This window comes from Acinetobacter lwoffii, from assembly GCF_049367455.1.
GTDB classification, from domain to species: domain Bacteria; phylum Pseudomonadota; class Gammaproteobacteria; order Pseudomonadales; family Moraxellaceae; genus Acinetobacter; species Acinetobacter lwoffii_W.
Map to the genome: position 1 here is coordinate 1,329,954 of NZ_JBMPXW010000001.1, position 14,153 is coordinate 1,344,106.

Here is a 14,153-nt window from a genome sequence, read left to right on the forward strand (position 1 = left end):
CTTAGTTCTCCTCTTTGTAGTCAGCAACAGCATGTACAGATGGGGTTTCTTGAGGTGTCCAAGCCACTGGACGATCTGTATCAAGCTCGAAAGTCGAGATCGCATCTTTTACCAGACGCGCATCAACTTCACCTTCATCTGCCAGTTTTTTCAGGGTTGCTACTACAATATGGGCAGCATCAACACCGAAGTAACTACGCAAGTTGGCACGTGTATCTGAACGGCCATAACCGTCAGTACCCAATGCTACGAATGGACGGCCATCTGGAAGATAAGCACGAATCTGTTCACTATAAGCACGCATATGATCGGTTGCAGACACGACGATACCTTCAGTACCGCGAAGCTGTTTCGATACCCATGCTTCTTTTACGTCTTCAGCCAGCGGATGCAAGCGGTTGTATTCTTCACATGCCATACCGTCACGTGCCAGTTCATTGAAGCTGGTCACGCTGTAGACATTTGAATGAATTTGATATTCTTCACGCAGAATCTTCGCCGCCTTGATCACTTCACGCAGGATTACACCTGAGCCCAGTAACTGAACAGTGGCTTTTTCATCTTCTTCCAGTAAGTACATACCACGCTTAATGCCTTCTTCAACACCTTTTGGCATTTCCGGATGCTCGTAGTTTTCGTTCATCACGGTCAGGTAATAGAACACACGTTCCTGGTTCACATACATACGCTGTAAACCGTCATGCACGATCACTGCCAATTCATAACCGAAACATGGGTCATAAGAGACACAGTTTGGAATGGTATTGGCCAAGATGTGTGAATGACCATCCTGATGCTGCAAGCCTTCACCGTTCAGTGTAGTACGACCTGCGGTTGCACCCAGCAAGAAACCTTGTGCCTGTGCATCGCCGGCTGCCCATGCAATATCACCGATACGCTGGAAACCAAACATCGAGTAGTACATGTACATCGGAATCATTGGCAGGTTATTGGTTGAATAACTGGTCGCCAATGCTGCCCATGCACTCATCGCACCGGCTTCGTTAATCCCTTCCTGCAACATGTGACCGTCTTTGGCTTCACGGTAATGCATCAGCTGTTCTTGGTCTTCCGGGGTATATTTCTGGCCATGCGCGGCATAAATACCGAGCTGACGGAACATCCCTTCCAGACCGAAAGTACGGGCTTCATCAGGCACGATTGGCACAACACGGTCTTTAATCGCTTTCTCTTTAAGAAGTGCAGAGATTAAACGCACCATCACCATCGTGGTCGATTGTTCTTTACCATTTGAACCGGCCAAGACCGAATCAAATACTGAAAGTCCAGGAATCGCTAGCTGTTCGCTTTCCTTACGACGTGCAGGCAGGTAACCACCTAGCGCTTCACGACGTGCCTTCATATATTTCAATTCAGGGGAATTTTCGCTTGGACGGTAGAACGGTACTTCTTCAAGCTGTTCGTCGGTGAAAGGAAGGTTGAAACGATCACGCACATATTTCAAGGAATTGATTTGCATCTTCTTGATTTGATGAGTTTTGTTGACTGCTTCGATTTCTTCCGACAAACCATAACCTTTCACGGTTTTTGCCAGAATCACGGTCGGCTGACCTTTGGCCGTACATGCTTCGGCATAAGCAGCAAAGACTTTGTACGGGTCGTGACCACCGCGGTTCAGATTATCAATATCTTCGTCGCTTAAGTCTTTAACCAACTCAGCTGCTTCTGGATATTTGCCGAAGAACTTTTCACGCGCGTAAGCACCACCTTTTACCTGGTAACGCTGGAAATCGCCATCAACTGCTTCTTCCATCACTGCTTTCAGTGCACCGGATTTATCTTTATCCAGTAGTGGATCCCAATGACGGCCCCACACAACTTTAATCACACGCCAGCCTGCGCCGCGGAATAATGACTCAAGTTCCTGAATGATCTTGCCATTACCACGTACCGGACCATCCAGACGTTGCAAGTTACAGTTCACTACCCAAATCAGGTTGTCGAGCTTTTCGCGACCTGCCAGAGAAATTGCACCCAAGCTTTCCGGCTCGTCCATCTCACCATCACCCAGATAAGCCCAAACCTTACGATCTTCTTCTTTAATCAGGCCACGGTTCATCAGGTACTTTTGGATATGTGCCTGATAAATTGACATGATTGGACCCAGACCCATCGATACGGTCGGGAACTGCCAGTAGTCCGGCATCAAATAAGGATGCGGATAAGATGGCAAACCTTTACCACCCACTTCACGACGGAAATTATTCAGATGCTCTTCAGTCAAACGGCCTTCTAAAAATGAACGCGCGTAAATACCCGGTGCACAGTGACCTTGATAATAGATCATGTCGCCGCCAAAGCTGTCGCTGTTGGCACGGAAGAAGTGGTTAAAGCCCACATCATAAAGGGTTGCGGAAGAAGCAAAACTCGCTAGGTGACCACCGAGATCGTCACCGGTTTTATTCGCGCGTAATACCATTGCCAAGGCATTCCAGCGGATCAGCGCGCGAATACGGCGCTCCATGTCCTGGTCGCCTGGCATTGCAGGCTGTTCTTCAACAGAAATCGTATTTAAGTAGGGAGTATTTAAACGCTGAATAGGAACATGCTTTGCAATTGCGCGTTGATAAAGTTTTTCTAACAAAAATGCTGCACGCTCAGTGCCCATGTGCTGCAAAACAGAGTCAAATGCATCTTGCCATTCTTGGGTTTCTTGCGCGTCTGTATCGCCATAAAACGCCATAATCTACAGTTCCTAAAAGCCTAATCTAATGTCTTATATGTACCATATTTAAGACCTCTGCAGGTATGGCCTTAGCTGAATGCGATTTAGCAGTACTATTTAGGAACTAAATGATGGGTGACGTATAATTACACTACATAACAAAAAATAGTCAATAAAGGCGATTTATTATACAATCATTATAATAGTTGGTGATAATATGAGACTTAAAAGTGATAAAACAAAAAGCCCTTCAAGTTGACTTGAAGAGCCTGCAGTTTAAACGCTTTAAAATGCTTATTGGAGGTTTTTATGTATAGAGATGCTTCTTGTTATTCAGGTCTATACTTAAGGTAACATGGCCAAATAAGTAGATGGGTTTTTACGTTGACCGTCTTTTACTACTTCATAATGTAAGTGTGGACCGGTACAGCGACCAGTACAGCCAACGTTGGCAATATGATCACCTGCTTGCACCTGCTCTCCCACACGTGCAATAAGACGTGAAGCATGGGCATAGCGCGTTAAATAGCCATTGCCATGATTGATTTCAACGTATTGACCATAACCTGTGCCCCAACCTGATTTGGTCACAATTCCTGGACCTGTTGCATAGATTGGTGTACCACTTGGCGCTGCAAGATCAAGGCCTGAATGATTTTCAGCACGGCCACTCATGGTACGACCACCGTAATTTGAACTTACGCGAGAATTAGGTAAAGGATGAGAAATTAGCCAAGAATAAGCACTGTTTGCTGCCGCTTTATTGGATGAAGTATTGGCATACTTCTGAGCAAGCGTTCGATTGTTCAGTTCAACTGGTTTCTCACGAAGTTGAACATTCAATTTAGTCTGTGCTGGAATATCGATATCATCTGGATGAGTATATGCACCCTGTGCCAGAGTACGCGTCAATTGCTCGATACGATCTGTTGAACCATTTTCTTGATTTAGATTGACTAAATCTGCGAACGCAACCGAAGCCGCTGAAACTGATAAAGAAAATGCCAACAAAATACGTCGCATATGCATAAAAAACCTCTCTAAACTGCTTTAATCGAGTTCCTTGAAGATCTCTATCCTTGATATCCACTAAAAGAAGCGCATAAGATTAAGACATAAATATGTAGGAATCATGTATGTCGGAACCTGTCAACGTTTTTCAACAAACAAGAAAACAGATAAAAACAGGAAACTTTTCGTTTCTCTCATCACAAGTCGCTGCCTGGCAGAAACTTACGAAACTCGTACAACCGCTATTGCCCCAACCGGAACGCTGGCAAGTTGTCTGCTATCAAAATGGTGTGTTAACGATTACCGGTGAAAACCAGGCCATGATCAGTCAATTGGCCTATCTTCAAAAGCAATACATTTCACAACTCTCTCAAATAAATGAATTAACAGATCTCACTAAACTTCAAGTTTGCTTGCGGAATCCTTCGCAAACATCACCTGTTTCAGCAACACCTGAAAGAGCCTTAAATGCAGAAACACAGGAATTACTTCGTAGTGCTGCTGACTTTATAAGCGACCCTAAGCTTAGCCAAGCTTTACTACGTTTGGCAAGCAATAAAAAGTAACATAGCAATCAAATGTAATAAATTAAAAAGCAAACATTATGTGATGTGTATCACAGTATTAAAGCAATAACAAAAACATAAAGACACAAACACAATGACTTATGTCACATTCACATACATGATTGGACAATTGGCTTCGTCATCAAATGTTACAATTTCATAGCAGCTTGGATCACTTTTCACATTGCGTAAAAGTTGATTATTCAAGGCATGTCCAGATTTATAACCATCAAATTTGGCAATAATCTGATGCCCGAGCAGGTATAAATCACCCACGGCATCCAGAATTTTATGACGTACAAATTCGTCCGAGAAACGTAAACCTTCTTCATTAACGACCCCGGTTTCATCTACACCAATGGCATTTTCCAGGCTGGCACCCAGCGCCAGATTATTGGCTTTGAGATAATCCAGATCTTTCATAAACCCAAAGGTACGCGCTTCACTGACTTCATAAACGAAGGTTTCAGTAGAAAAATCGATACTGGCGGACTGATGTTCTTTTTTAAAGGCAGGATGATCAAAATCGATGGTGAAATTCAGCTGAAAGCCCTCATGTGGGCTAAAAATGGCACGTTTGTCATCAATGAGTGCTTCAACCGGTTTAATAATCTTGACGAATTTTTTAGCGGCATCCAGCTCTTGCAAACCGCCCTGCATGAGCAGGTAAATAAACGGACCTGCACTGCCATCCATAATCGGGACTTCAGAGGCCGACACTTCAATAATCAGGTTATCAATGCCTAGACCAGCAATCGCACTCATGACATGTTCAATGGTGCCTACTTTGGCATTTTCCTGAACCAGGTTCGAGCACATGAAGGCTTCTTGAATCAGCATGGCATCGGCAGGAATGTCGACTGGCGGATTCAGGTCAATACGACGAAACACAATTCCCCCATCGGCATGGTGCGGCACAAAGTTAATCATGACTTTTTGCCCACTGTGAAGACCGATTCCGCTCGCTTTCACGACACGTTTCAGGGTACGTTGTTTCAACATGCTTTTATCATCTGTTCATCTATAAAACCGCTATACGTTAGCATATTTGGCTATTGATAAAAAACAAAAAGGTGGCTTAAAAGCCACCTTTCCTGTCTAATCTAGCTAAACACATGATGTTACATGTTATTTACGCTGTTGATTCTTAAGATAATCCTGAATGCTCATTGGCGTTGGGCGCGGGCTAGAAACTGAAGCCGCCGCTGGATTCGCTGCTGCACCTGTTTCATGCTGCTGACGCTGAATTGCCGGTACATCATCATCTTCCACCACAGCCTGTGCAGCTGCTGCTGGACGAGTTGCCTGTACATTAGTACGTTTGGTCGGTTCAACTGAATCCGCTGCATGACGGGTGAGACCTGTTGCAATCACAGTCACGCTGATTTCATCACGCGCATCCGGATCAAAAACGGTACCGTAGAACACTTGACCCTCATCTAAATCGACAATCTGGTTCACGACATCAGTAATTTCTTCAATTTCACCGAAAGTCACGTCATCGCCACCAGTCACGTTGATCAGAATGCCTTTGGCATTCATGATAGTCACGTTGTCGAGTAATGGACTACGGATTGCCTGCTCAGCAGCCTGACGTGCACGGTTCTCACCACGACCCAGACCGACACCCATCATGGCATAACCACGAGTGCTCATGGCTGTTTTTAAGTCAGCAAAGTCAAGGTTGATATGGCCAGGACGGACGACTAAATCAAAAATACTGCGTACTGCATTCAACAATACATCATCCGCTTTTTTATAGGCATCTTTCATTGAAATATCACGGAAGACTTTCAATAGACGCTGGTTTGGAATGATGATTAATGAGTCTACATGCTGCTCTAGCGCTTCAATCCCTTTTTCAGCAGACTGTAGACGGCGTTTGCCTTCAAAGTTAAATGGCGTGGTCACGACACCAACGGTCAGAATACCCATTTCTTTCGCAATTTCAGCAACCACTGGCGCTGCACCGGTACCGGTACCACCGCCCATACCCGCAGTTACAAAGACCATATCGGTCCCTTCAAGCTGTTGGCGAATCAGTTCACGGCTTTCTTCTGCTGCGGTCTGGCCGACTTGCGGATTTGCACCTGCACCCAGACCACGGGTACTTTGCTCGCCCAGCTGAATTTTAAATTCGGCTTCCATGCGATCCAATGCCTGTTTGTCCGTATTGGCACAAACAAATTTTACGCCCTGGATATCGGACTGCAACATATGTTGTACCGCATTACCACCCGCACCACCTACACCAAATACAGTGAAACGGGCTTGACCATTGCTATCGCTATGATCGTCTTCGAAAAATTCAAATGAGGCCATGACCTATAAAATTCCTAATTCATAATTGGCAGTCACTAAGCCCGTATACTGCCTTAATCTTAATAAAATTGTTTTTAAGAATGCTGCTCATGCGTTCACTTGTCAAGTACAAGCCCGATTAACTACATCTTCCCAACAATATTCACAATAAAAATCGACTTAAAAGATTGATTTCAGGGTGTCATTAAAGCCAAACAAGGCTCTTTTGACCCGCTTAGCCAATGACAACCGCTCTACATCATCCTGTTCCACAATCGTGTCCTGGGTATCACTCTGACTAAACATCAGCAAGCCAGCCACCGTACTATATTGCGAGCGACGTAAAGCAGCCTGATGTTGTTCGTCTGCATACACCTGAGTCGGCGGATTACCTAAATGCGCCGAGACCCCCATGGTACGGCGAACAAAACTCACCATCCCTTCGATATGACTGGCATCACCGGTCAATACCACACCATGATACAAGCCCTGGATGGCACCATTTTTCACCAGCTCATCACGTACCAGACCCAGAATTTCTTCATAACGAGCCATAATAATTTCAGTCAGTTCAATCCGGCTGATGGTTTGTGGCCCGTCAATTCCTTGGAACTGAATCATATGGTCAGGCTTGACCACTTTCAGGTCGACACAGCCATACAATAATTTCAGACGTTCAGCTTCTTCGGTCGTGGTTTGCAATACTGCTGCAATATCACGGGTCACATGTTCACCGCCACGTTGGAAGGTATGGGTTAAGGCCAAACGACCATCCACATACACTGCAACATTGGTCGTGCCGGCACCGATATCTACTAAGCATACGCCATATTCTTTTTCGTCTTTCAGCAGGCTGGCTTCAGCAGTAGCCAAGCTCGACACCACCATTTTTTCTACACCAATATTGGCACCTTTCAGGGCGCGATCAATATTCTGCATGGTACTGATCGGCAGCATCATCAAATGATAGTGTCCGGTCATGCTATGTGCCGACATCCGAATCGGGTTTAACACCCATTCCGGTGAGTCGTCCAGCTCAAAACCCAGAGGCACAGCACTGACCAGATAATGATCTGAAGTCAAATGACTGGCTTTGGCCAATTCCAGTGCACGCACCACTTCACTGGTGGTAATCGCATGCTCGCTATTGTCGATCGAGGTGCGACCTGAAGCATAAAAGCTTTTTAATTCGGCACTTGGAATAGAGACCCAGGCAGAATGTACACGACATTCCGCCATATCTTCTGCTTCTTGAACGGCATTTTTAATTGCAGTAATAACTTTATCGAGACTGACAATTTTCCCTTTACTCATGCCTCGGTTACGAGCGGTGGCCATACCAATCACTTGGATATTGTCTGGCGCGTGTACCTTGCCAATCAAAACTGAAACTTTGTGTGTCCCAATGTCAATCGCCACAACCGAGGGAACAGCTTCACTCATTATTCACTACTACCATTACGTGTTTGTTAGATTTATGGCTTTAAATGCCTCTATTTTTTAAAGCCGGTCATTATGGCTTTACTGTTACCTTATTCTCAACGCCCGTGTCATCAATGGTTACAATAAAATGTCCATTTACAATTTTAGGCGGAATTGAATTTTTCCACTGTATCGACAATCCATTGCGATAACGCAGGTCGATGGCCGAAATTTTAGACCAGACCGGCTTTAAATCGCTCTGAGACAGATGGCTCAGGCGTTGTAATTTGCTCATAGTCTGGTCTTTATCCACAATTATTCTTAAACCCGAATCAAACTGCATAAACCAGGTCATTCGCTCGGTGAGATATAATTCTTTTAGACGAATGCCTTGTGGCAAAAATAACTGATTAATTTCATTATAACGACGCATCATGGTTTCTGCATGGCTCGCTGGCCCATGTAGCAACGGTAATGCCTGATAATTCTTGGGTATGACTTCAGTGAAAATAACACCACTGTCACTCAATAAACGCCCTGTCCCCCAACGTGCAATTGCATGATGCGGCATCACCCGCACCCGAATGCCATTTGGCCAGGCTCGGGACACCACGACCCGATCCACCCAGGATAATTCCAGAGTACGATCGCGGATCGCTTCCAGATCTGAAGTAAAATAGTTTTCGGTCACAATCGGTGACACATATTGCATAACCTGACGCTGTTCAGCAGCCGAGCGCGTACCTATCACGCCCAGCTCTGCCACGTCACTATTGGTCATGACTTTATATAAGCCCAATATTCCAAAGGCCAGCACCAATACCGCAATACACAACAATAACCAGCCACCAAAATTGGTCAGCTTTTCTTTGCGTGTCGGCGGCTTGTCGTGAATTGAAGTAATCGCAGCACGTTTACGGCGCATGGAAACAGGAAGTTGAGCCATATTTAGTGTGCCGAACCAGTCAAGGTCTGTTCCAGAATCGCGACACACAGCTCATCAAAACTGTATCCGACTGCAGCTGCCGCTTTTGGCACCAGTGAGTGACTGGTCATGCCCGGTACGGTATTGACTTCAAGCAACCAGAAGTTGCCCTGTTCATCCTGCATGGCATCAATCCGGCCCCAACCACTGGCACCGACTGCTTGGAATGCGCGCAAACTCAAGGCTTTTAACTGTTGCTCTTCAGCTTCGCTTAAACCACATGGAATGCCATATTGCACATCATTACGCTGATATTTCGCTTCATAGTCATAGAAGGCAACATCTTGAGGCGGTTCAAGACGAATCACCGGCAGCGCCTGACCATTTAAAACCACAATGGTATATTCACGACCGGTAATCCATTTTTCTGCCATCACCACAGCATCATGTTCAGTTGCCTTGGTAATTGCTTCTGCAAAATCTTCAATTTTCTCAACCTTACTCATGCCGATACTGGAACCTTCATGTACCGGCTTGATAATCAAAGGCAAGCCTAAAGCATTAACAATGTCGTTCGCATCAGAGTCTTTGGTGACAATGCGATACGGTGCTGTCGGCAATTCCGAACCCTGCCAGACCTGCTTGGTCTTGACCTTGTCCATGCCGATCGCAGAACCTTGTACACCGGTACCGGTATACGGCACGTTTAACCATTCCAGTGCGCCCTGGATCTGGCCATCTTCCCCGCCACGTCCATGCAATACAATAAAAGCACGATCATAATTTACCAGTTCTGTGACACTACGCTCCTGAGGATCAAACGCTTCCGCATTGACCCCTGAACGCACTAATGCCTCAAGTACCGCCGTACCACTGTCTAGAGAAACCTCACGCTCTGCAGATTTACCACCAAGCAACACGGCAACTTTTCCGAATTTTGAAGCATTTGACACGTTTATATCCTTAAACTTTTTTCAATCTGGTCAATTCAATTCAGTCACACAAGATGACTATTTTATATATAAGTGATTTTGTGCAAGTTCGACTGAGATTGCTCCAACATTACCTGCGCCCTGGGTTAATAACAAGTCATTTGCTTGCAATACTTTTCTCATGATCTGATTCAGGTTGCCGTCCGTCGCATCAACCAGAATCGGCTCGACTTCACCACGTAAGCGAATGCTGCGGGCCAAAGTACGGCTGTCCGCCCCGACAATCGGTTTTTCACCGGCAGGATAAACATCCAGCAACAATAACTGGTCTACAGTAGAAAGCACTTCCACAAAATCATCAAAACAGTCACGGGTACGGCTATAACGGTGTGGCTGGAACATCATTACCAGACGACGGTCCGGATGACTCTGACGCGCAGCTTTAATCGTCGCTTCGACTTCTTTTGGATGATGACCATAGTCATCCACCAGTTTCACGTCACCGCCCTCAATCGCAAACTCACCCTGAACCTCAAAGCGACGACCCACACCACTGAAACCTTCCAGTGCACGGCAGATTGAAGCATCAGACACACCTTCATCGGTTGCTATACCAATCGCGGCCAAGGCATTCAGCACATTATGCAAACCTGGCTGGTTGACCGTTACACGCAATGGCTCACGCTCTTTACGCAATACGGTAAAGTGGGTTTGCATGCCATCCTGATCAACATCTACTGCGCGGATGTCATTGTCCTCATTGAAGCCATAAGTCAGTAACGGACGTGCAATCCGCGGCATGATTTCACGGATATTGGCATCATCACCACAGACTACAGCCAAGCCGTAAAATGGCAGTTTTTGCAGGAACTGGATAAAAGTATCTTTCAGGACATCGAAGCTACCGCCATAGGTATCCATATGATCAGCATCAATATTGGTCACCACGGCAGCCATCGGTTCCAGGTGCAGGAAAGAAGCATCTGACTCATCGGCTTCGGCCACGATATAACGGCTGGCGCCCAAGGCTGCGTTCATACCGGTACGGTTCAGCAAACCACCGATCACATAGGTTGGATCCATGTTTTCTTCAGCCAGCATACAGGTGATCAGGCTAGTGGTGGTGGTCTTGCCATGCGTGCCGGCAACGGCAATACCATGGCGGTAACGCATCAGTTCACCCAGCATTTCCGCACGGCGAACCACAGGAATACGGTTTTCAATCGCGGTTTTAATTTCCGGATTTTCTTTATCAATCGCGGTAGAAACCACGATCACGTTGGCGCCCTTAATATTATTTGCAGTATGTCCGATATAGACTTTAATGCCATTCGCTTCCAGCTGTGCGGTGGTATTGGATGCCTTGATATCTGAACCGGAAACTTTATAGCCCTGGTTTTTCAGCACTTCCGCAATACCACACATGCCTGCGCCACCGATCCCCACAAAATGAATGTGTTTGATACGGCGCATTTCCGGCACTTTGATTAACTTTTTCGCTTGTTCAGCTGGGGTTGTTGGAGACATAGTTTACTCGGATTACAATTCTTGAATTAAACGGACCACATGTTGAGTCGCATCGGGTTGAGCCTGTCGGCGTGCTTTCACGGCCATTTCCATTAACAGCTGGCGATTCAGCATCGGCTCTAATAATGTTGTTAAACTTTCCGGGGTCATCGTGGCCTGCGGGCAAATCTTTGCCGCATTGATATTGGCCAGGAAACCGGCATTGGCCGTCTGGTGATCATCCACTGCGCTTGGAAGCGGCACAAAAATCGCAGCCACCCCGGCAGTGGCAATTTCAGTGACGGTCAAAGCCCCGGCACGGCAAATCACCAGATCGGCATCAGAATAGGCTTTGGCCATATCCTCAATAAAAGGCTGTACTTCAACTTGTAGACTGGCCGGTGCATTTTCATAACGTGCCCGGGTCGCCTCGGCATGGTTTTGCCCACACTGATGATAGACGCTTAATCGCACATTGAGTTGCTTTAAAGCTTCCGGAACCCGTTCATTTAAGGCTTGCGCCCCCAAAGACCCACCAACGATCAGAATACGTAAGGGCAATCCTGCCTTGTCACGCTCCTGATAACGCCAGGATGGATTTAAAATTTCGCTAATTTCCTGTCGTACCGGATTACCCGTAGTCACGACTTTATCTTGGGCCGGAAAGGTATTTGGAAAAGCCTGGCACACCGTCTTTGCCACACGCGACAATTGGGTATTGGTAAAACCGGCAACTGCATTCTGTTCATGGATCAGCACCGGAATACCTAAGATACGCGCAGCCAAACCACCCGGGCCTGCCACATAACCACCAAAGCCTGCCACGGCATCGACCTGAAGCTGTTTCATGAATTTCATGGCACTTAAGGTGGCTTTCATAATTTTAAAAGGCGCCAAGGCTTTACGCACAAAACCATTGCCACGCACACCTTGAATATCGATCTGATAAATGGGAATATTCTGGTTTTTTAACAGGCGGTTTTCCATGCCTACGGGCGTGGCCAACCATGAAACCTGTATACCTTTTTGTTGTAAATCTTTGGCAACAGCTAACGCTGGAAACACATGTCCACCTGTACCTGCGGCCATCATCATGACATGTTTAGGCTGTTTTTGCTGAGCTTCGGTCACGGTTTAATTCTTCAATTCAAAAAATGGAGCAGGAAATCTGATTTAAGTAATCAATTGTAATCACAAACCTCAGGCCATGAAAGTTTATTTACTTTATTTCAACAAGGCTTTAATTGTTTTTTTCATGCAAATTCCAAGTTTAGACTCGTTTTATTTATAAGGTCTGCACTTTTCCTTCGACTTAAGTGACATATCATAGCAATTTTAAATGATTTTCTCATTATATTATCAATAACCTTGCCACGGACAGGGCTTTATTTAGAACCCTTTACAGCTCACTCCCGGTCAATCCATATCCTATCATCGACTAATGAGCTTAGGCTTAAATCCTATCAATTTTATAAAACTTTCATGTTATTCATATCTATATATGAATGATGCTTGATGTACAAGCAGATGCTTTAAATGGACTCAGTTCGGATAAATGTCAAAAATATCATGTCATGATGTATGGATTATCTTGGCCGGTTATCTGGCTGCGATCCATGTCGGCAAACTTTCGGCCGTGATTCCTGTATTGCAGCAGGATTTAAACCTGAGTTTTACCCAGGCTGGTTTTTCATTAGCGTTGGTGCAGGCTGCCGGAATGCTGTTTGCGCTATGCATTGGCGCCTTCTCGGAAAAAATGGGATTAAAGCGCTGCCTGATCATGGCCTTAATCATTTTAGGGCTGAGCAGTTTTGCCGGGCTTTGGATTACGCAGCCTGCCACTTTATATGTATTGCGCTTTATGGAAGGAATCGGGTTTTTAACCATTTCCTTGTGTGCGCCAGCAATTTTAAAACGTACCAGCCGCGCTGAGACACTGAATTTCAAGATGGGACTCTGGAGTTCCTATATGGGCATCGGTGTCAGTCTGGCCGTATTGACGATTCCTCTCCTGCTTGAATATCTGGACTGGCAAATGATCTGGGCCATTTTGGGCTGCCTGTGCCTTGTCATTGCTGGCATGATTAAACAATATTTAAATATTGAACCTGTCTTGGTAACACAGCCAGACTCTTCTCAGCCAGCTACGGAAAACACCTCATTCTGGCAGATTGTTAAAATTACCCTGACCCACCCATCGATTATCTGTCTGGCGATTATTTTTGCCTGTTATAGCAGTCAATGGATCACTGTCACGGGCTTCCTGCCTACGCTGTATGTCGAACAGGGGCTAGACTTAAAACGCGCAGGGATGCTGGCTTCAATGGTCGTGCTGGCCAACCTAGGCGGTACTTTTGGCGCAGGCATGTTGCTGCAACAGGGTTATAGACCGCACACCTTATTGAGTACCGGATTTGTAGCAATGCTCTGCAGCAGTTGCTTGGTATTTGCTGCAAATTCCTGGCTCTCATTTGAATTGCAGGTTGTCAGTGCCGTGCTGTTTTCACTGATTGGCGGGATGATCCCAACCACTGTTTTTGCGATTACCCTGCACTATGCACCACGTGCCTATGCAGCAGCGGCCAGTGTGGGTCTGGTTTTACAAATTTCAGCCTGCGCACAGTTTTTTATACCGACCCTGAGCGCTGCGCTGATATCTGCCACTCAATACTGGGCCAATCTTGCCATTATCACCGTCTGCCTTTCGATGCTGGGCATGGTAATGACGGCATATTTATTTAAGCGTTACCCGAAATAAAAAAGGTAAAAAGAGCCTGCAAGCAGACTCTTCTTTCACCTGATTT

Annotated in this window: 11 protein-coding genes; 2 read left to right on the forward strand and 9 right to left on the reverse strand. The window is 45.8% G+C overall.

The annotated features are described in order from the left end of the window. Position 1: 1 nt before the first annotated feature. Together aceE and ACO1B7_RS06375 are read right to left on the reverse strand one after the other, a co-directional pair. Positions 2-2,704, reverse strand: coding sequence for a pyruvate dehydrogenase (acetyl-transferring), homodimeric type (gene aceE / locus ACO1B7_RS06370; protein ID WP_005261554.1), 2,703 nt, complete (start codon positions 2,702-2,704; stop codon positions 2-4). Between the two features lie 327 nt (positions 2,705-3,031). Beyond that, positions 3,032-3,715, reverse strand: a complete 684-nt coding sequence (locus ACO1B7_RS06375) for a M23 family metallopeptidase (RefSeq protein WP_004281322.1) — start codon at positions 3,713-3,715, stop codon at positions 3,032-3,034. Between the two features lie 107 nt (positions 3,716-3,822). Between ACO1B7_RS06375 and ACO1B7_RS06380 the strand changes: the two genes are divergently transcribed. Next, positions 3,823-4,263 carry a DciA family protein gene (locus tag ACO1B7_RS06380; RefSeq protein ID WP_004647242.1) on the forward strand — a complete coding sequence of 147 codons (441 nt, stop codon included), beginning with the start codon at positions 3,823-3,825 and terminating at the stop codon, positions 4,261-4,263. A gap of 99 nt (positions 4,264-4,362) precedes the next feature. Here ACO1B7_RS06380 and lpxC read toward each other — a convergent pair whose 3' ends face one another. From lpxC to murG, 7 genes are all read right to left on the reverse strand, one after another. Further along, positions 4,363-5,265, reverse strand: a complete 903-nt coding sequence (gene lpxC, locus ACO1B7_RS06385) for a UDP-3-O-acyl-N-acetylglucosamine deacetylase (RefSeq protein WP_004647241.1) — start codon at positions 5,263-5,265, stop codon at positions 4,363-4,365. Positions 5,266-5,391: 126 nt separating this feature from the next. Next, positions 5,392-6,585: a cell division protein FtsZ gene (ftsZ, locus tag ACO1B7_RS06390; RefSeq protein ID WP_004647240.1), complete on the reverse strand. Its 1,194-nt coding sequence runs from the start codon at positions 6,583-6,585 to the stop codon at positions 5,392-5,394. 159 nt (positions 6,586-6,744) lie between these two features. Continuing rightward, positions 6,745-8,007, reverse strand: a complete 1,263-nt coding sequence (gene ftsA / locus ACO1B7_RS06395; protein WP_004647239.1) for a cell division protein FtsA — start codon at positions 8,005-8,007, stop codon at positions 6,745-6,747. A gap of 70 nt (positions 8,008-8,077) precedes the next feature. Next, positions 8,078-8,932: a cell division protein FtsQ/DivIB gene (locus ACO1B7_RS06400; protein ID WP_004647238.1), complete on the reverse strand. Its 855-nt coding sequence runs from the start codon at positions 8,930-8,932 to the stop codon at positions 8,078-8,080. Between the two features lie 2 nt (positions 8,933-8,934). Next, complete coding sequence (locus ACO1B7_RS06405) at positions 8,935-9,864, reverse strand: D-alanine--D-alanine ligase (RefSeq protein WP_004647237.1); 930 nt, start codon at positions 9,862-9,864, stop codon at positions 8,935-8,937. Between the two features lie 57 nt (positions 9,865-9,921). Beyond that, positions 9,922-11,370 carry a UDP-N-acetylmuramate--L-alanine ligase gene (murC, locus tag ACO1B7_RS06410; protein ID WP_004647236.1) on the reverse strand — a complete coding sequence of 483 codons (1,449 nt, stop codon included), beginning with the start codon at positions 11,368-11,370 and terminating at the stop codon, positions 9,922-9,924. Positions 11,371-11,382: 12 nt separating this feature from the next. Then, the gene (gene murG / locus ACO1B7_RS06415; RefSeq protein WP_004647235.1) at positions 11,383-12,480 is read right to left on the reverse strand and encodes an undecaprenyldiphospho-muramoylpentapeptide beta-N-acetylglucosaminyltransferase; all 1,098 of its coding nucleotides are present in this window, start codon (positions 12,478-12,480) and stop codon (positions 11,383-11,385) included. Positions 12,481-12,904: 424 nt separating this feature from the next. Between murG and ACO1B7_RS06420 the strand changes: the two genes are divergently transcribed. Continuing rightward, entirely contained in the window at positions 12,905-14,107 is a 1,203-nt protein-coding gene (locus tag ACO1B7_RS06420; RefSeq protein WP_035340693.1) for an MFS transporter, read from the forward strand. Positions 14,108-14,153: the final 46 nt, after the last annotated feature.